Origin of the sequence: Rhizobium sp. R711 (genome assembly GCF_002211365.1) — a bacterium.
GTDB lineage: Bacteria > Pseudomonadota > Alphaproteobacteria > Rhizobiales > Rhizobiaceae > Rhizobium.
The window spans coordinates 771,546-789,855 of sequence record NZ_LOKZ01000001.1 but is presented as its reverse complement, the minus strand read 5'-3'; the positions used below and the strand labels follow the sequence as shown (position 1 = coordinate 789,855).

Sequence of the window (18,310 nt, the reverse complement as noted above, 5' to 3'; positions counted from 1 at the left end):
TGAGATTTCCTCGCAACATTTGATCACTCGGGTTGCCTTCGCTGGATACCGACATAGGTAAGACACCATGTCATACCCCGGTGAGCCATTTCCTGCCACGGTGCCGAAGCCGGCGTCAGCGCAGATGGAATTGCTGAGCGCTCTTTCGTCCTCCCTTCTAGATTGCGCTCTCTTTCTGGATATCGATGGGACCTTGCTCGACCTCGCCGACATGCCGGATGCGATCGTCGTTCCGCCGTGGTTGCCGACGGCGCTCGATGCCGCGTCGCAGAGGCTCGGCGGAGCGCTTGCCTTGGTTACAGGACGGGCACTCGCCTATGCCGACGAGTTGTTCTCGCCATTCCGATTTCCGATCGCCGGCTTGCACGGCGCCCAACTGCGCCGACCCGACGGCAAAGTCGCCAAGGCCGAGACAACAGCCGCATTCGAGGCTCTGAAGACGGATCTCCGCAAGGAGACCGAAGGCCTGGAAGGCGTGCTTGTGGAAGACAAGGGAGCGGCCGTCGCCGCCCATTACCGTCTGGCGCCGGAGAGGCAGGCGCAGGTCGAGCCGATCATGGAGCGACTGCTATCCAGGGCCGGAGCGAACTGGACCTTGCAGCGAGGCAAGATGGTTCTCGAAATCCGACCGGCCAGCGCCGACAAAGGTCACGCCGTTGAGGTGTTTCTGTCGATGCCGCCCTTTGCCGGCAGGCGTCCGATCGCCATAGGTGACGACGTCACGGACGAGGCGATGTTTCGCGTCGCCAACCGCCACGGCGGCCACTCCGTTCGGGTCGGCTCGCCGTCTGAAACCGCCGCCACGCTGACGTTGCCTTCCGCGTCGGCGGTGCGGGAACTGATCGCGCAGTTCGCCGTTTGATCCCAAGCACGACGTGCTGCCCCTCCCAGGAAAGGAATTTTTGTGTCCCGTCTCGTCATTGTTTCCAATCGCGTGCCAGCCCCGACAAAGGAGGGCGCAGCCACCGCCGGCGGACTGGCGGTGGCGCTGAAGGCGGCACTCGAGGAACGGGGCGGTATCTGGATGGGTTGGTCCGGAAAGTCGAGCGGAAACGACGAGCCGGGCCCGCTGTCCCTGACGGAAGAGGGCAAGATTACCTACGCCCTGACCGATCTTACCGGCAAGGACGTCGAGGAATACTACTACGGCTTCGCCAATCGCGTGCTTTGGCCGATCTGTCACTATCGGCTGGATCTTGCGGAATACGGCCGCAAGGAGATGGCGGGATATTTCCGCGTCAACCGGTTCTTCGCGCATCGACTGGCGCCGCTGCTGCGGCCGGACGACATCATCTGGGTGCATGACTACCATCTGATCCCGCTGGCCGCCGAACTACGGCAAATGGGCTTCAAGAACCGCATCGGCTTCTTCCTGCACATTCCCTGGCCGCCGGCGGATGTGCTCTATACCATGCCGGTTCACGAGGAGATTATGCATGGTCTGGCAGCCTACGACCTCGTCGGCTTTCAGACGGACCATGATCTCGAAAACTTTGCCGGGTGCCTTCGCCGCGAGGACATGGGCGATGCGATTGGGGACGGCCGGTTCACGGCAAACGACAAGGTTTTCAAGGGGGGGGCCTATGGCATCAGCATCGAGACGGCCGCATTCGCCGAATTCGCCAAGAAGGCCGGCAGCCACCATCTGGTGCAGAGGGCGCGGCAGAGCATCAGGGACCGCGACCTCATCATCGGCGTCGATCGGCTGGACTACTCCAAGGGCATCACGCAGCGCCTCGATGCCTTCGAGCGTTTCATCCTCAATAATCCGGCTCATCAGCGGAAGGTGACCTATCTCCAGATCACACCGAAATCCCGCTCGGAAGTGCCTGAATACGAACAGATGCAACGCACCGTCGCTGAGCAGGCTGGCCGGGTGAACGGTGCGCTGGGGACGGTGGACTGGGTACCGATCCGCTATATCAATCGCTCGGTCAGCCGCCCGATCCTCGCCGGTCTTTACCGCCTGGCAAAGGTCGGATTGGTCACGCCGCTTCGTGACGGCATGAATCTCGTTGCAAAGGAATATATCGCTGCCCAGGACCCCGAGGATCCCGGCGTGCTGGTGCTCTCCCGCTTCGCCGGCGCGGCCCGCGAGCTGAAGAACGGCGCCTTGTTGGTCAATCCCTACGACATCGAGGGAACAGCCAACGCGCTGGCACGGGCTTTGAATATGCCGCTTGAGGAACGCCAGGAACGTTGGCAGCGGATGATGGATCACCTGCTGGTGCACGACGTATCGCGCTGGTGCGAAGATTTCCTCGATGACCTCGTCGCTTGAGGGCGGGCAGCATCACGCGATGCCGGCCTCTGCCATCAGCCACTTCGCAAGCAGATCACTCTGGGCGTCGCGCGCGCGTGGTGGGAGTAGCCAATAGCCCCGATCGGGCGCTTCCAGTGCGGGACCAGCGGTCTTCAGCATGCCGGTCGCGAGCAGCGAGTCGACGAGCCCCATCCATCCAATGGCGACGCCCTGTTCGCCAATCGCCGCCTGCACCACCAGCGAGTAGGTGTTGAAGCTTAGGTCCCCCTGCCCCGCCTGACTATCGCGACGGACACCGAGCTCCGCTAGATAGTGCCGCCAGTCGAACCAGGGCGACGGTTCCTCGGTGTCGAGATGTATCAAACGCGCCCGCGCAAGGTCATCAGGCGTTGAGAGGAGGCCGTAGCGATCAAGGAAGCCTTGGGTGCAGACCGGCGCGACCTTTTCCGGCAAGAGCAGAACCGCGCCGCGATCGAACTCCGATCGCCGACCAAAAACCACGGCAACATCGCCGTCGTTAGAACGACCTTTCTCCGTTCGTTGTGTCGCGACAATCTGAATGTCGACATCCGGGTAAAGCGTGCGAAACGCGTGCATCCGTGGGATCAGCCAGAGCGAAGAAAACGCAAAGTCCGTGCGCAGTCGTATCGTTGGCCTGTCCGCTTCACTACGGAAGCGCCGCGCCAGCTCGTCGATTTCGCTGACGCTTCTTGCCACAACATCGAGCAGGCGCTGGCCTTCCGGCGTCAACTCAACGCCGCGATGCTGTCGTTTCAGCAGACTGACGCCAAGTTGTTCCTCCAGTCGGCGGATCTGATAGCTGACGGCAGGCTGCGTCAGGCCGAGAACGCCTGCCGCGGCCGACAGACTACCGGCCTTTCCGATTTCAGCGAATAAGCGCATCCAACCAAGCTCGACGCGGCGGCTTTCCATAAAAAATCCTTAGAGGGGATATCAAAAAATGCCAGCTTCACAGGTCATTCGATATCGATAATCAATAAAGCAATCAAATGGCATATGCGAGATGAGGCCGAGATTCCTGTCGCGCCTTCCGGTCGAGGCGGACTGGCATGGCTCCGCAGACGCGGCTAAGTTCCCGATCCCGAACCCAAGGACGACATGCATGGCGCGCCCGAATATTCTCATTCTGATGGTCGATCAGTTCAATGGCACGTTGTTTCCCGACGGACCGGCCGATTTCCTTCATGCGCCGCATCTGAAAGCCTTGGCGGAGCGCTCGGTACGCTTTGCCAACACCTATACGGCAAGTCCGCTTTGCGCGCCGGCTCGTGCATCCTTCATGTCGGGGCAGCTGCCGAGCCGGACTCGCGTTTATGACAACGCCGCCGAATTCGCATCCGATATCCCGACATTCGCGCATCATTTGCGCGCGGCGGGTTATCACACGGCCCTGTCGGGAAAGATGCATTTCGTCGGCCCGGACCAGTTGCATGGCTTTGAGGAACGCCTGACCACCGATATCTACCCCGCCGATTTCGGCTGGACGCCCGACTACACCAAGCCCGGCGAGCGCATCGACTGGTGGTACCACAATCTCGGCTCGGTCACGGGTGCCGGTGTTGCCGAAATCACCAACCAGATGGAGTATGACGACGAGGTCGCCTACAACGCGACCCGCAAGCTTTACGACCTGTCGCGCCGTCACGACGAACGCCCCTGGTGCCTGACGGTGAGCTTCACTCACCCGCACGATCCCTATGTCGCGCGCCGCAAATATTGGGACTTGTACGAGAATTCCCCTGCTCTCGATCCTGATGTCGATGCTATTCCTTTCGACCAGCAGGATCCGCACTCCCAGCGCCTGTTGAAGGCCTGCGACTATGATGCGTTCGACATCACGCCGAAGCAGATCCGGCGCGCACGCCAGGGCTACTTCGCCAATATTTCCTACATCGACGACAAGATCGGCGAAATCCTCAATGTCCTCGATCGCGGGCGGATGGCGGACAATACGATCGTGCTTTTCGTTTCCGACCACGGCGACATGCTCGGCGACCGTGGCCTCTGGTTCAAGATGTGCTTCTTCGATGGTTCGTCGCGGGTGCCGCTGACGATCGCGGCGCCGGGCTGGGCACCGGCTTTCATACAGCAGCCGGTCTCGACGCTCGACGTGACGCCGACGCTCGCGGCGCTGGCGGGTATCGACATTGCCAAGCTGGCTCCGTGGACGGATGGCGAGGACCTGACGCCACTCGCAACTGGCACCGGCGGTCGTGGTCCGGTGCCGATGGAATATGCCGCCGAGGGGTCGGAAGCCCCGCTCGTCTGTCTGCGGGACGGTCGCTTCAAGCTGACGCTCTGCGACAAAGACCCGCCGATGCTGTTCGATCTCGAGGCCGACCCAAGAGAATTGAACAACCTCGCATGCGATGCGGGATATGCCGATGTTCTCGCGGGGCTCACGGCCCAGGCCAAGAGACGCTGGAACTTGCAGAATTTCGATGCCGCCGTGCGCGAAAGCCAGGCCCGCCGCTGGGTGGTCTACGAGGCGCTGCGGAACGGCGCTTACTATCCCTGGGATTATCAGCCGCTGCAGCGGGCTTCCGAGCGCTACATGCGCAATCACATGGACCTGAACGTGCTGGAGGAAGGCCAGCGCTATCCGCGTGGCGAGTGAGATTGCGGCGGAGGCTCCAGCTGCGACAGTGCCCGAATGTCATGATCGCCGTCGACTGATCGTCAGGCTTTCTTGCAATAATGCACCGCGTCGTCGCCGGTCTGGAAATCTCCGGGCTGCGGCGGCGCTATCGGCTTGAACAGCGTACGGTCCGGCTTCAGATCGAGAAGCGGCGTACCGTCAAGGCAATCCAATCCGCGAACCAGCAAGACGCCACCTTCGACCCCTTCCAGCTTGACGATCGAGGTACCGATCGGATTTGGCCGCACCGGTGAGCGGAGAGAAAAGGTGCCATGCACCTTCCCGCTGTTGGCCGGGCTTTGCAGAACGAGGTCGCGCCGCGATCGATCCAGCCAATAGAGCACTTCCAGCCGCTCGAAGGCCTCCACACCTTGGAGGGCCTGCTTCCACGGTTCGAAAATCTCGATCCTGCAGAGCGGACCGTCGTGCCGTCCCTGGCGCGGCGTCTCCCTGCGCGAGGTCCAGGGCGTCAGAATACGCCCGATGAACACCAGACCGGCATCGGTCGCCGGCGGCAGTTCGACGGCGACTTCGTTTTCTCTGATTTCATTCTCTCGAACCATGAAACGCTCCAAAAGGGCATCATGGCAGATCGCTATATCCGATCCAATATCACGCCGCCTTGATGGCGTGATATTCCTTGAGGGCGGCCATCTTGATCGCCGGATAGCGCTCGGCTTCATAGCGAAGCGAGAAGCTGTCCTGCGCCAGGAATACCGGGTCGTTGTCGAGGTCCCGCGCGATATCGCCGCGACGGGCGGTCACGAATTTGTCGAGCTCAGCAGGCTGATCGGCGGAAATCCAGCGGCAGACGGAGAAGCGCGACATTTCAAAGGAGACCGGCAGGCCGTATTCGGCCATCAGGCGTTCCTTGAGAACATCGAGCTGCAGCGCGCCGACAACGCCAACGATAGCCGGCGAACCATCCTCCGGCTGGAACAGCTGAACGACGCCTTCTTCCGCCATCTGCTGCAGCGCTTCCTTGAGCTTCTTCGCCTTCATGGCGTCTTCAAGGCGCACGCGGCGCAGGATTTCGGGCGAGAAGTTCGGCACACCCTGGAACACCAACGACTCGCCTTCCGTCAGCGTATCGCCGATGCGCAGTGTGCCGTGATTGGGAATGCCGACGACATCGCCGGCATAGGCCGTGTCGGCAAGCTGACGCTGCGAGGCGAAGAAGAACTGCGGCGCGGTGAGGCCAAGCTGCTTGCCGGTGCGCGACAGCCTCGCCTTCATGCCGCGCTCGAGCTTGCCGGAGCAGATGCGGGCAAAGGCGATACGGTCGCGATGGTTCGGGTCCATGTTCGCCTGGATCTTGAAGACGAAGGCGGTCATCTTGTTGTCGGTTGCCTGCACGGTGCGGATGTCGGCGACCTGATCGCGTGGTGGCGGGGCGAACTCGCCGAGCGCATCGATAAGGTCGCGAACGCCGAAATTGCGCAGCGCCGAGCCGAAGAAAACGGGCGTCAAATGGCCTTCCAGGAAGGCCTTCTTGTCGAAGGGTTTACAGGCCTCGATCGCCAGCGTCGTCTCCTCGACGAAGGCGTCGCGCTCGTTTTCCGGCAGGCGGTGGGACACCATCTCGGGATCGGTGACCTTGGTCATGATCTCCTGCGTGTCGGAGGCGCGCACCTCGTTGTTCGCCAGATGATAGGTGCCGCAGAAGGTCTTCGAGCGACCGATCGGCCAGGTGACCGGCGCGCAATCGAGCGCCAGCTTTTCCTCGACCTCATCCAGGATTTCGAAAGGATCGCGGCTTTCACGGTCCATCTTGTTAATGAAGGTGATGATCGGAATGTCGCGCATACGGCAGACCTCGAACAGCTTCAGCGTCCGCGGCTCGATACCCTTGGCGGCGTCGATCACCATGACCGCAGCATCGACGGCCGTCAGCGTGCGGTAGGTGTCATCCGCGAAGTCCTCGTGGCCGGGCGTGTCGAGGATGTTGAAAACGTTGTCGTTGTATTCGAACGTCATCACCGAGGTGACGACTGAGATGCCGCGCTCGCGCTCGATCTTCATCCAGTCGGAGCGCGTCTGCATGCGATCCTTCTTTGCCTTGACTTCGCCGGCAAGCTGAATGGCGCCGCCGAACAGCAGCAGCTTTTCGGTCAGCGTGGTCTTACCCGCGTCCGGGTGCGCGATAATAGCGAATGTGCGGCGGCGGGAGACCGCCTCGGCGAGACTTTCAGCCATGATGTGAATCCTGTGGAATTGCGGCGTATCTAGCGATTAAAGCCCGGCATTGCAATTGACCTTGGCGCTTCGGACGCAAACTAATGCCCCATGACAATCAATACCGATACGCGCCCGACGCTCAACATCATCCGCCTCGCCAACGGCCAGGATCTCGATCTCCCCGCCTACGAAAGCAGGGGGGCGGCCGGCATGGACCTGCGCGCCGCCGTTGACGCAGGTGCGCCGATGATCATCGAGGCCGGAAAGCGCGCGCTAGTGCCAACTGGCTTTATCTTCGAAATTCCCGAGGGATACGAAGGCCAGGTGCGTCCGCGCTCCGGGCTGGCCTTCAAGCACGGCATCACCTGTCTCAACACACCCGGAACAATCGACAGCGACTACCGCGGCGAAGTCAAGGTTCTACTGGTCAATCTCGGCGAGGGGCCGTTCGAGATCACCAGAGGCATGCGCATCGCGCAAATGGTGATTGCCCCGGCGATCCAGGCACATATCTCAGAGATTTCCGAGGCGAGCGCCACCGCACGCGGCGCAGGCGGCTTCGGATCAACCGGAGTATGAGCTCCAAGGACATCGATCATTCCGGCCTAACCTTCCGTCGCGATTATTTCGACGATCTCAAGGCCTGGCAGGCGCTGGTCGATCTCCTGAAAGACACGTTCGACATCGACATCGGCCCTCTGCAGCAAATGGGCAGGCCCGACCCGAGCAGCATGCCATTCGGCTGGTTTGCCGCTGATGGCCGGCTTGCTGCCAATCTTTCGGCCTTCGCCATGCCGCTTGTCATCAACGGCCGCACGGTGAATGCCGCCGCATTCCAATCCGGTGCGGTTCGGCCGCCCTGGCGCGGACTTGGCCTCTATCGCGACCTGACCCAAAAGGCGCTCGCCTGGTGCGAGGAGAAAGGCTTCGAAGCGATCGTCCTCTACACGGATAAACCGGCGCTATATGAACCTTACGGATTCCGCTCGCTTTCGCTGCATGCTTATTCCGGCAACGCGCCGGTTGCGTCGAAGGCGCAGCTGCCGGCCCGACATCTCGATCCGCTCACTAAGACAGATCTCGAACTATTGCGGGCCGCCCTGAAGACACGTGAACCAGTCTCGGACGTGCTCGCCGTGCGTGAGAGCGCCGCGATGTTTCTGATCAACACGCAGCTCGATCCCGGCGTCAGGATCAGTTGGCTGAGACGGGAACAGGCGGCAGTTGCGTGGAAGATGGAAGCGCCGGGACATTTCAGGCTGCTCGACGTCGTCGGCGCCGATATCCCTTCGCTTGCCACAATCATCGCAGCGCTCGATATCGACGCGGGAGTCGTCGATGTGCTGTTTTGCCCTGACAAGCTCGGGTGGAGTGGGCAGGCACAACCCCTCGAAAGCTACACGCATCTCATGATCCGTGCGCCCCGGGCCATCGCATTCGATCGACCGGCCATGCTCTCCCCGATGGCCGATTTTTGATTATTGCTGCCGTGAGAGCGGTGGCAGACGACGCTTGACCGGCGATGCCTTGACCATCGAGGTGCTTGTTTCGGCCTTCTCCGCCACCTTATCGAGGATCGTGTCGAGCTCCGCCATCGAGCAAACGACAAGCCGGGCAATGAAGCAATCGTCGCCCGTGACCTTGTCGCACTCGACGAACTGAGGCGTGTCCTGGATGATCCGTTGAACGACATGCAGCTGCCCCGGCAGCGGCCGAACCCGCACGATCGCCTGTAGCGGATATCCGAGTGCCGTGGCGTCGATATCGATGGTGAAACCGGCGATGATCCCGCGCTCTTCCAGGCGACGGAGGCGTTCGGCGGCGCTGGGCGAAGACAGCCCGCCAGCCTGCGCCAGCTCCTTCAACGAGATGCGCGCATTCTCGGCCAGTGCTTCCAATATTCGCCGATCGACATCGTCGATAACATTATCATTAGCCAAAATAGACATTACTCCTCACAATGATAGGTCATTGACACGATCAACCTCATGCAACCTATATAAATTGCGGCGCGACCACAATAATCTTTCTCCATCGAGATGGAGAGACGTGATGAATGGCGAGATTCGCACCGGCACCGCCCAGATGACCGCGGCAATGCTGATATCGGGGACAATCGGCTGGTTCGTAGTGATGTCGGGTCAACCGGTGAGTGGCGTGGTGTTCTGGCGCTGCCTCTTTGGCGCAGTCAGCCTGCTCGTCGTCTGCGCCGGTATGGGGCTTTTGCGTCCGGGCATCATCAGCTTGAAATCGGCGGGCATCGCTGTCTTCGGCGGCGTCGCCATCGTTCTCAACTGGTTGCTGCTCTTTGCATCCTACAGCCATGCATCCATTTCGATCGCGACGACCGTCTATAACACGCAACCCTTCATGCTGCTTGCGCTGGGCGCCTTGTTTCTTGGCGAAAGGATCACCGCCACAAAGCTGTTCTGGCTGACTCTGGCCTTTGCCGGCATGGCGGCTATCGTCGAAGCAAAGCCGGCCACCGCGGGCGGGCACGAGGGTTACGGCCTCGGCATCCTGCTGGCACTCGGCGCCGCGTTCTTCTACGCCCTCGCGGCGCTCGCAGCGAAACGGCTGAAAGGCACGCCGCCACATCTTATCGCGCTGATCCAGGTTGCCACCGGCGTGCTGATGCTGCTGCCGACCATGAATTTCTCTGACCTGCCCGGGGACAGTCAGTCGTGGTCGATCCTGATCACCATGGGTGTCGTACATACCGGGCTGATGTATGTGCTGCTCTACGGCGCGATCCAGAAGCTGCCGATCCATCTGACAGGGGCGCTGTCGTTCATCTATCCGATCGCCGCGATCCTTGTGGACCGGGTAGCTTTCGGACATGCGTTGCAGCCCCTGCAACTGGTCGGTGCAGCCGTCATCCTTGTCGCCGCGGCAGGCATGAACCTCGGCTGGACGCCTGCGCAGCTGTTGCGCGCGCGGGCGGGCTGATCATTGCCAGCGAAGCTACTTCGACTGCCGCGTCGTCTCGAACAGGAACCAGGTGCGGCGCTCGGCTTCGTCAATCCAGACTTCCAGCAGGCTCGTGGTGGCGAAATCATTATGCTCGGAGCAGACATCGTGCGTCTCGCGCAAGAGCGATACCAGCTGCTTGTTGTCGTCGCGCAATTCCGCCAGCATGTCCTCCGGCGTGACATAGTCGGCGTCATTGTCGTTGATGCGCTGCAGGCGGCCGATATGGCCGATTGAGCGCAGCGTCGTACCGCCGATCTTGCGGGCGCGCTCGGCAATCGCATCCGTCGTGGCGAAGATCTGCTCGGCCTGCTCGTCGAGCATGAGATGGTAATCGCGGAAATGCGGTCCCGACATATGCCAATGGAAATTCTTCGTCTTGATGTAGAGCGCGAAGACATCAGCCAGCAGCGCGGCCAGAGCGGCCGAGATATCCTGAATGGCATTGCTCTTCAGATCCGTCGGTGTGGCAAGCGGGGCGAGTCTGCGCTTTTCGGCTGCGGTGGGGCTCATCGGGTGTCTCCTCCTTTGGCGAGCGGCGGACATTGGCAGGTGTCGGAGCAGAGATCGCCTTCGATTGTCAGCTTCCACCAGCCGTAATCACCGCCTTGGAACTAGAACCACAATCGCGAGCGTCAATAGCGGCAAGCGCAACCCGGCGACAGAACTCGGATGCTTGAAACCAATGGGGCCGAGGCGTAGAAGGCGACTGAAGCAGGAGCTCATGTCATGTCGTTTACCGCCCTTTTCGCATACGCAGCGGCGCTCTTTATTGCGGCGGCAATTCCTGGACCGGGCATCACGGCGATCGTCGCCCGTGCGCTCGGCTCGAGTTTTCGCGAGACGTTTTTCATGGGCCTCGGCCTTGTGCTTGGCGATATGACCTATCTCACCGCCGTCATTCTCGGGCTTGCCTTCGTGGCACAAACGTTCACCGAAGTCTTCATTGTCATCAAGATCGCCGGTGCGCTCTATCTCTGCTACATCGCGTACAAGCTCTGGACGGCCGGGCTGCTGCCCCAGCACATCGCAGCCAAGAAGGCGAGCAATGTCGGCATGAGCTTCCTGTCCGGCCTGCTGGTGACGCTCGGCAATCCCAAAACCATGCTTTTCTACGTCGCACTGGTGCCGACGTTGATCGACATCAACAGCATCGGGCTTCGCGAATATGGCGTCCTTTTGGCGACCACCTTCGTCGTCCTGCTGGTGGTTCTGATACCCTATATGCTGCTTGCGTCACGCGCCCGGCTGATGCTCAAGCAGCCGCGTGCGCTGGCGGCGCTGAACAAGACGGCCGCAGGTATTCTCGCCGGCACAGCAGCCTTCATTGCCACCCGCGCGGCCTGAAAAATTCATTCGGCTAAGCCTAGTTCCTAAAGGATTTTTTCTCGCCTGACCGCGTCTGGCGGATGAAGCCGCACTGGCCTCCATCCGTCTTTGACCCTATTCTCTCCGCACATTTCACCAAGGGAGAGCCTCATGTCGAAGAAACCGGGCCGCGGCCGCATCTATTCCTCGATCACCGAAACCATCGGTGACACGCCGATCGTGCGGCTCGACAAGCTCGCCAAGGCGAAGGGCGTCAAGGCCAACCTCCTCGCCAAGCTGGAGTTCTTCAATCCGATCGCTTCCGTGAAGGACCGTATCGGCGTCGCAATGATCGAGTCGCTGGAGTCGCAGGGCAAGATTTCACCCGGCAAGACGACGCTGATCGAGCCGACATCGGGCAATACCGGTATCGCGCTGGCCTTTGCCGCGGCTGCCAAGGGATACAAACTGATCCTGACGATGCCGGAAACCATGTCCATCGAGCGCCGCAAGATGCTGGCGCTGCTCGGCGCCGAACTCGTTCTCACCGAAGGTCCCAAGGGAATGAAGGGGGCGATCGCCAAGGCCGAGGAGCTGGCGGCGACCCTCCCTGACGCCATTATCCCCCAGCAGTTCGAAAACCCGGCCAATCCGGAAATCCATCGCCGCACGACAGCCGAGGAAATCTGGAATGACACCGACGGTGCGGTCGATATCCTGGTTTCCGGCGTCGGCACCGGCGGCACCATTACGGGCGCGGGCCAAGTGCTGAAATCGAAGAAGCCCGGCCTCAAGGTCGTCGCCGTCGAGCCGGCGGAATCTCCGGTTCTTTCCGGCGGACAGCCGGGGCCGCACAAGATCCAGGGCATCGGCGCAGGCTTTGCGCCGGCAATCCTCGACACACATATCTACGACGAAATCGTCACTGTGAGCAGCCCTGAGGCGCTGGAACTTGCCCGCGAGGTCGCCAAGCTAGAAGGTGTGCCGGTCGGCATCTCCTCCGGCGCGGCACTGATGGCCGCGATCAAAATCGGCATCCGCGAGGAGAATGCCGGGAAGAACATCGTCGTGATCATTCCGTCCTTTGCCGAACGCTATCTCTCTACCGCACTCTTCGACGGCCTCGGCAGCTAAAAGGCCGTTCCTTGCTCTGAAAGTTGGGGCGCCTCCTGGCGCCCTTTGCGTTTGAGGCTGCCGTTGTCAATCGCTCTCCCACGATGCGATAGGAAATCGACTGGCCGAGATGAATGCGACCCACTATTTCATCGCCGTCGAGATCCGCCAAGGTGCGCCACTTACCACACGCGGTGAGAACTTCACTTTCTCGGCGGCGTCGCGGAGCAATTGCAAGCCGGCCGAAATGCGCGAGGCGCACCTGTCGATTTTCGCCGTCGAACACCTAGCGTCAGTGCCGCCACCTGCCCCCTGCAAGTTAAGAACGTTCTTGCTCGATGCCGCGGGCGGGTGACGCGGCGGGCGAAATCTGCGCTCTTCTCCGCCGGCGTCGGTCGGATGAGATCAAAAGCGGGACGGCAGGCACATCGTCCCACGCGAGATTGACTATGAGGCCGCAGACCCTGAGGGGCGCCGGCTAAAAGGCGTCGTTAAAATCTCGGGTTGCGCTTGTTCGCGTGGGTCGACTGCTTGCGAAAATCTCGTCACAAGCGGTCATGCGGCCAATGGCATCTGTCCCTTGCCGGGTTGGCTCGCGGTATTAATTATCGACCATGACCGCAGCGCGCTACCGAAGGAATTTTGCATGTTGTTGGAAGACCTTTACCGGTTGTTGAGGGCCGGACATGTCCAGGCGCAAGGCATTGTCGACACAATGACCCAGCCGGTTATCGTTCTCGATCAAGGCATGTGTGTGTCGACTGCAAACCACGCCTTCTTGAAGACGTTCCGGGTCGAGCGGGATGACATCATTGGAGAGAGCTTCTTCACCCTTGGCAACGGGCAATGGGACATTGATGAACTTCGGCGACTCATCGAGTTAGTTATTCCGAAAGCGGCAGCTGTCATCGGTTTTGAGGTACGGCACAACTTTCCCATGATTGGAAAGCGCACGATCCTCGTTGATGCGCGACGACTGGCTCATCCCGACGACAATAGCATGAGCATCCTCGTTATCTTCGAGGATGTCACGGAACAACGGCGTCACGAAGCCGAGCATGACTTCATCCTATCGGAGATGCGGCACCGCATGAAGAACCTCTTCTCGGTGGTGCGGGTCCTCGCCAGGGCGACGCCGGCGGAAGGTCGCACCGGCGTCGACTACCGCGACAGCTTCTTGGCGCGGCTTGAAGTGACACTTCGCGCCCAGGAGATAGCCGCGACCGTCGATACCGCTGATCTCGACGAGCTTATTCGGCAATCGGTCGGCGAGCATGCCGCAGAACGTCTCCATTGCGAGGGCCCCTCCGTCGAGATCAATCCTTCGAAGGTCGTTTCGATGAGCATGATATTTCACGAATTGGCGACCAATGCCGCGAAGTACGGCGCGTTGACCGTTCCCGATGGCAGTTTGTCCGTAGAATGGTCTGTGGAAAGTGGCCCAAGGAACCGGCCTTACGTGAAATGCGTGTGGCGCGAGGAAAATGGGCCTCCGGTAACGCCGCCAAGGCACAAAGGGTACGGCACCGAACTGATTGAGGGAACGACCGCACACATTGGCGGGAACGTGGAACTTAACTACGCCGCCCAGGGTTTAACCGCGATATTCAGATTTCCGATTTAGGGCTACCATGAGCACACCTGCCGACGGCGGAACTGAACGCAGGATCGTCCTTGTCGTCGAGGACGAGTACATTCTTGCCGTGGAACTGGAACGCGCATTGATCGACGTTGGCTTCGAAGTGCTGGGACCGGCAAGCTCGGTAGATCATGCGCTGGACCTTTTGAGCGAACAGCGTCCCGACGCAGCAGTCCTGGATGTCACCCTGGGAAGGGAGACCGTCACACCTGTTGCGCTCCTCTTGAAGTCACTGGAGGTGCCGTTCGTTCTCGCAACCGCTCTTGATGCATCAGAGCTTGCAAGGCACGCCGTCTTTGCTGACGTGCCTAATCTTGGAAAGCCAACGGATATGACTCAATTGGTCAATGTTGTCCAAGGCCTCTGAAGTTTGGATTAGCAGTTCGTATATTGCCGCATAGTTTTTCCGCCTTGGGGCCGAAAGCAGTCGCTCTGGAGTTGTGCCAATTGCGAACCTCACGCGATCGTGGTGAGCGGATCCTTGACTGAGGCGAGCCGAACCTTGGACTGCGCCGCCGCGACAAGGCCAGGTTCCCTAGTGACCAATGCGTCGGCGTGAAGCAGTGTTACGGCGTATATTCGGCGCAATAGGGATTCGTCAATCAAGTTTACTGGCGATAGTCCATGCGTACCGCTGTAGCACCCGGTCACTGAAAATAATCAAGCTGTATTTCAGCTTCTCTCTTAGCAAGATCGCCATTGCGAACGGCCGAATAGAGGCGGGACACGACCTGGGACCGCAAGAGCGTCGGGGCCACCATGGCGTGATTGGATGGACCCTGTGCGGCCTTTTCGCCAGCAGGAGCGCAGCGTCAACCGCTATCGCAAAGCGCTTCATCACCATCTCCTCTCCCGGCAAAGCTAATAGGATCCAGCCTGCGCCGTTGCATCATCATCTTTTCAGTGCCGACAGCTAAAAATGTCTTGAACTCCCCGATCGATGAACGGCGGCGGCAATAAATCCGTTCCGCCGCGTCTCAATGCCTGGCCAGTTCACGATGGCGGGCGAGGGCAAATGCGGGCAAGGGTGCCTGCACAGCGGCAACTTGCAACAAGAAGGTGTTCCCCTAGCTTTGGCGGGCTGAAAGACCTTCGAAATGCTCTAGCGCGCCCTCAAACTGCACCCACGGATGTTTCGATTGCTCAAAGACTGACATAGAGGGCGGCGTATAGGCCGGGTCGGCAAATGAACCGACCGCCACACCGATCCAGGACGGCGCGGCGTCGGCTTTCCAATAGACGGTCGAACCGCAGGTGGGGCAAAAATACATGCGGACCTTGCGACCACTATCGGCGGTGCGACTATATTCCGTCGACGCTCCCGATACTTCGACACAATCGATCGCGTAAAATGCGTTGGCGCTGAAAGGTGCGCCTGTTCTTCGCTGGCATGCAAAACAGTGACAGAGCGCCGTCAATTGCGGCCGTCCTTTAAGCAACAGTCTGAGGGCACCGCAGGCGCATTGAGCATCGGCCATGGAAACTCCTTCCACGTGTTGCAACCACGTTGAATTGTGAGGGGAAGTGCAGGCACCGACCGCAGTTCTTTCGGCTGCAACACGAAGGGACCAGACCTTGTGCAATGTCAGGCTCACCGCGACAGTAACGTAGACCGCGTAGATGCCGGAGTCCAGGTGGTGACCGCTTCAGGCCCGACAATGGTCATCGACAGGAATGCGCCACGAAGAATAGTCTGTTCAGACGCAACCGCTATAGTGTTGCGGCTATAGAAGCGTGTAACTGAGACGAGTCGAGGGATGCCGAAGGCACATGCCGTCTAACTTCGTCACCAAAGGTCCGGAAGCTTATGACGCCAGCATGGGGCGCTCGAGCCAGCGTCTTAGTGGCAGCCATACTCTGCCACTGGCAGCCCATCCGGGGGTGGAAACCCTCGAGGCGGAAGACTTCGAGGAAGACTCCTTGACAGCCCTGCGCTTGCGGCGGCAGACAGATGTCTGTGCCTTGCCTTACCGAGGCAACGATTTTCGATGGCATCTATTTTCTCCCGGTGCTTCATTTTGTGGCGGGTGCACGTCTCGCCCTGCAGGAAATGAGCCGTGTTATGAAGCCGGGTGCCGTCGCCGCGGCAGCGGTTTGGGCTGTCAGCGGTATACCGAGTTGGCGCTTGTTTTGGGATGCTGTGCTCGCGCTCGAACCGGAAGCGGCAGGCAAAGGGTTGCCATCTGCCAGGCGGCCGCGAAAGGCGAGTTGCGTCAGGTATTTGAGGACGTGGGCTTTAAACACATTACCGACACAATGTTCTCAATCACGATGACGTACGCCGATTTCGAAGATTTCTGGCATCCGATGTTTAGGGGCAAGGCACTTTCGCAGCATTTTCGATGCATTGCCCCAGGCACGGCGTGATCGGATCAGACAGGCGGCGAGAGCAGCTTCTCTGGGTGGCGATGACGACGACGGGCCGCAGGCAATTTCCAGCTTGGCCTGGGCTGGTCCACGGCCCGGGCATAAATCGCCAGAGATGATCGCTTAGAGATTGCCAGCAATGAACGACGGAGAAGACGATGCGTGATTTTCAGTTTCCCGGACGATCTCCCGTCCGCGCTATGGAGGCCATGGTGGCGACATCGCATCCGCTGTCGACATTGGCTGCAATCGAGATGCTGAGATCGGGCGGCAACGCCATGGACGCTGCGGTCTGCGCTTGCGCAGTGCAGGCGGTCGTCGAACCGCAATCGACAGGCATCGGCGGCGACTGTTTCGTGCTGTTTTCTTGCGGGGGCGGCGGCACCGTTCGGGCGTTCAACGGCTCTGGCCGATCGCCGGCGGCCGCGACACTCGATTGGTACCGCAGCAGGAACTTCCTCGAGGTTCCAACTTCGGGACCGCATTCCGTCACAATTCCCGGTGCCATTGACGCTTGGTGCAGGTTGCTGGAGGACCATGGAGAAAAGGGAATCGCCGAGGTGCTCGCGCCGGCGATAGCCTATGCGGAGAACGGATACGTCGTCCACGACCGCGTCGCCTTTGATTGGCGGGAAAGCGTTGCGACGCTTTGCGACGAGCACGCCGCGCGCATCTTTCTGAAGAGCGGAGCGGCCTATGCGCAGGGCGATGTCCATGTCCAGCCGGAACTTGCTGCAACCCTGCGCACGATCGCGGCGAAAGGCCGCTACGGATTCTACGATGGAGAAGTGGCCGCTGACATCGTTGAGCGGCTCCGAGCTCTGGGCGGCTTGCATACAATGGACGATTTTGCCGCGACGTCAGGAGACTATGTTGAACCGGTCAGCACAAACTACCGCGGCTACGACATCTATCAGATGCCGCCGAACAATCAGGCCATGACGGCGCTTCTGATGCTGAACATTCTCTCGAATTTCGATGTCGGGGCGCTGCGTGCAGATAGCGCGGAGCGCCTGCACCTCGAAATAGAGGCCGGCAGGCTCGCCTATCGCGACCGCGATCTTTATCTGGGGGACCAGGACAAGATCCATGTGCCGGTCAAGCAGCTGCTCTCACGACGATATTCCGACGCACTCGCTGGAGAGATCGATTCCATGCGAGCGATGACACATCTTCCAAACATGAACCTGCCGTCGAGCGACACGGTATATATCTCGGTCGTCGATCGCGACCGCAATGCCGTGTCGTTCATCAATTCGACCTTTTCGTCGTTTGGCAGCGGTATCGTCGGCCCAAGGTCCGGCGTGCTGCTTCAAAATCGCGGAACCAGCTTTCGCTTGATAGGGGGGCATCCGAATGCGATCGCGCCACGGAAGCGGCCGCTGCATACAATCATGCCCGGCATGGCCGCGAAGGACGGGCGCGTAATCATGCCATTCGGCGTCATGGGTGGCGGCTACCAGCCCTTCGGGCATGTCCATCTCCTCTCCAACCTCATCGATTTCAGCATGGATCTGCAGTTGGCAATCGATGCAGCGAGGGTCTACTATCAGAACGGCCGCGTCGAGGCGGAACGAGGCGTGGACGCGTCGATCATGGCAGATCTCCAAGAGCGCGGCCACGTGGTCGTGACTGCACCCAAGCCTCTCGGCGGCGGCCAGGCGGTGCTGATCGATTGGGAAAAAGGAACTCTTACCGGTGCGTCGGATCCACGCAAGGATGGCTGTGCAATCGGTTACTAGCTGCCCAAGCGTTTCGACCGCGTCTTTGGCAAAGCGGGATATTGGGGCGGGCCATCCGAGGAACGATTAAT

The 18,310-nt window shown here is 60.3% G+C and carries 17 protein-coding genes and 1 pseudogene; 11 read left to right on the top strand and 7 right to left on the bottom strand.

Going from position 1 to position 18,310, the window contains the following annotated elements:
• Positions 1 to 67 precede the first annotated feature (67 nt).
• Positions 68 to 862 carry a trehalose-phosphatase gene (gene otsB / locus ATY80_RS03820; protein ID WP_088691117.1) on the top strand — a complete coding sequence of 265 codons (795 nt, stop codon included), beginning with the start codon at positions 68 to 70 and terminating at the stop codon, positions 860 to 862.
• A 42-nt stretch (positions 863 to 904) separates the two neighbouring features.
• Positions 905 to 2,281: an alpha,alpha-trehalose-phosphate synthase (UDP-forming) gene (gene otsA, locus ATY80_RS03815; protein ID WP_088691116.1), complete on the top strand. Its 1,377-nt coding sequence runs from the start codon at positions 905 to 907 to the stop codon at positions 2,279 to 2,281.
• A 12-nt stretch (positions 2,282 to 2,293) separates the two neighbouring features.
• Here otsA and ATY80_RS03810 read toward each other — a convergent pair whose 3' ends face one another.
• Positions 2,294 to 3,196, bottom strand: a complete 903-nt coding sequence (locus tag ATY80_RS03810) for a LysR family transcriptional regulator (RefSeq protein WP_088691115.1) — start codon at positions 3,194 to 3,196, stop codon at positions 2,294 to 2,296.
• Positions 3,197 to 3,386: 190 nt separating this feature from the next.
• Here ATY80_RS03810 and betC point away from each other — a divergent pair, with 190 nt between their 5' ends.
• The gene (gene betC, locus ATY80_RS03805; RefSeq protein WP_088691484.1) at positions 3,387 to 4,901 is read left to right on the top strand and encodes a choline-sulfatase; all 1,515 of its coding nucleotides are present in this window, start codon (positions 3,387 to 3,389) and stop codon (positions 4,899 to 4,901) included.
• Between the two features lie 62 nt (positions 4,902 to 4,963).
• On the opposite strand, the gene tsaA is transcribed toward betC, so the two are convergent.
• Both tsaA and ATY80_RS03795 read right to left on the bottom strand, forming a co-directional pair.
• Positions 4,964 to 5,485, bottom strand: coding sequence for a tRNA (N6-threonylcarbamoyladenosine(37)-N6)-methyltransferase TrmO (gene tsaA / locus ATY80_RS03800; RefSeq protein ID WP_088691114.1), 522 nt, complete (start codon positions 5,483 to 5,485; stop codon positions 4,964 to 4,966).
• Between the two features lie 49 nt (positions 5,486 to 5,534).
• A complete protein-coding gene (locus ATY80_RS03795) occupies positions 5,535 to 7,118 on the bottom strand; it encodes a peptide chain release factor 3 (RefSeq protein ID WP_088691113.1) in 1,584 nt (527 codons plus the stop codon).
• Positions 7,119 to 7,208: 90 nt separating this feature from the next.
• Here ATY80_RS03795 and dut point away from each other — a divergent pair, with 90 nt between their 5' ends.
• Together dut and ATY80_RS03785 are read left to right on the top strand one after the other, a co-directional pair.
• Entirely contained in the window at positions 7,209 to 7,679 is a 471-nt protein-coding gene (gene dut, locus ATY80_RS03790) for a dUTP diphosphatase (protein ID WP_088691112.1), read from the top strand.
• A complete protein-coding gene (locus ATY80_RS03785; protein ID WP_088691111.1) occupies positions 7,676 to 8,578 on the top strand; it encodes a GNAT family N-acetyltransferase in 903 nt (300 codons plus the stop codon). The genes dut and ATY80_RS03785 overlap by 4 nt, the downstream gene beginning before the upstream one ends.
• Here ATY80_RS03785 and ATY80_RS03780 read toward each other — a convergent pair whose 3' ends face one another.
• Positions 8,579 to 9,040: an Lrp/AsnC family transcriptional regulator gene (locus ATY80_RS03780; protein ID WP_189637077.1), complete on the bottom strand. Its 462-nt coding sequence runs from the start codon at positions 9,038 to 9,040 to the stop codon at positions 8,579 to 8,581.
• A 112-nt stretch (positions 9,041 to 9,152) separates the two neighbouring features.
• Between ATY80_RS03780 and ATY80_RS03775 the strand changes: the two genes are divergently transcribed.
• Positions 9,153 to 10,049, top strand: coding sequence for a DMT family transporter (locus tag ATY80_RS03775; RefSeq protein ID WP_088691109.1), 897 nt, complete (start codon positions 9,153 to 9,155; stop codon positions 10,047 to 10,049).
• Between the two features lie 15 nt (positions 10,050 to 10,064).
• Here ATY80_RS03775 and ATY80_RS03770 read toward each other — a convergent pair whose 3' ends face one another.
• The gene (locus ATY80_RS03770; RefSeq protein ID WP_088691108.1) at positions 10,065 to 10,583 is read right to left on the bottom strand and encodes a DNA starvation/stationary phase protection protein; all 519 of its coding nucleotides are present in this window, start codon (positions 10,581 to 10,583) and stop codon (positions 10,065 to 10,067) included.
• Between the two features lie 216 nt (positions 10,584 to 10,799).
• Here ATY80_RS03770 and ATY80_RS03765 point away from each other — a divergent pair, with 216 nt between their 5' ends.
• Together ATY80_RS03765 and cysK are read left to right on the top strand one after the other, a co-directional pair.
• On the top strand, positions 10,800 to 11,417 hold the full coding sequence (locus tag ATY80_RS03765) for a LysE family translocator (RefSeq protein ID WP_088691107.1): 618 nt from the start codon (positions 10,800 to 10,802) through the stop codon (positions 11,415 to 11,417).
• A gap of 132 nt (positions 11,418 to 11,549) precedes the next feature.
• On the top strand, positions 11,550 to 12,512 hold the full coding sequence (cysK, locus tag ATY80_RS03760; protein WP_088691106.1) for a cysteine synthase A: 963 nt from the start codon (positions 11,550 to 11,552) through the stop codon (positions 12,510 to 12,512).
• Between the two features lie 55 nt (positions 12,513 to 12,567).
• Here cysK and ATY80_RS30110 read toward each other — a convergent pair.
• Positions 12,568 to 12,904: pseudogene (locus ATY80_RS30110) on the bottom strand (ATP-binding protein); the annotation flags it as partial.
• A 233-nt stretch (positions 12,905 to 13,137) separates the two neighbouring features.
• Here ATY80_RS30110 and ATY80_RS03750 point away from each other — a divergent pair.
• Together ATY80_RS03750 and ATY80_RS03745 are read left to right on the top strand one after the other, a co-directional pair.
• Positions 13,138 to 14,115 (top strand): HWE histidine kinase domain-containing protein, encoded by a 978-nt coding sequence (locus ATY80_RS03750; protein WP_088691105.1) that lies wholly within the window; start codon positions 13,138 to 13,140, stop codon positions 14,113 to 14,115.
• 7 nt (positions 14,116 to 14,122) lie between these two features.
• Positions 14,123 to 14,497, top strand: coding sequence for a response regulator (locus ATY80_RS03745; protein ID WP_088691104.1), 375 nt, complete (start codon positions 14,123 to 14,125; stop codon positions 14,495 to 14,497).
• A gap of 700 nt (positions 14,498 to 15,197) precedes the next feature.
• Here the strand turns inward: ATY80_RS03745 and ATY80_RS03735 are convergent.
• A complete protein-coding gene (locus tag ATY80_RS03735) occupies positions 15,198 to 15,608 on the bottom strand; it encodes a GFA family protein (protein WP_088691102.1) in 411 nt (136 codons plus the stop codon).
• A 1,047-nt stretch (positions 15,609 to 16,655) separates the two neighbouring features.
• Here ATY80_RS03735 and ggt point away from each other — a divergent pair.
• Positions 16,656 to 18,239, top strand: a complete 1,584-nt coding sequence (ggt, locus tag ATY80_RS03725) for a gamma-glutamyltransferase (RefSeq protein ID WP_088691101.1) — start codon at positions 16,656 to 16,658, stop codon at positions 18,237 to 18,239.
• The last annotated feature ends 71 nt before the right edge of the window (positions 18,240 to 18,310 follow it).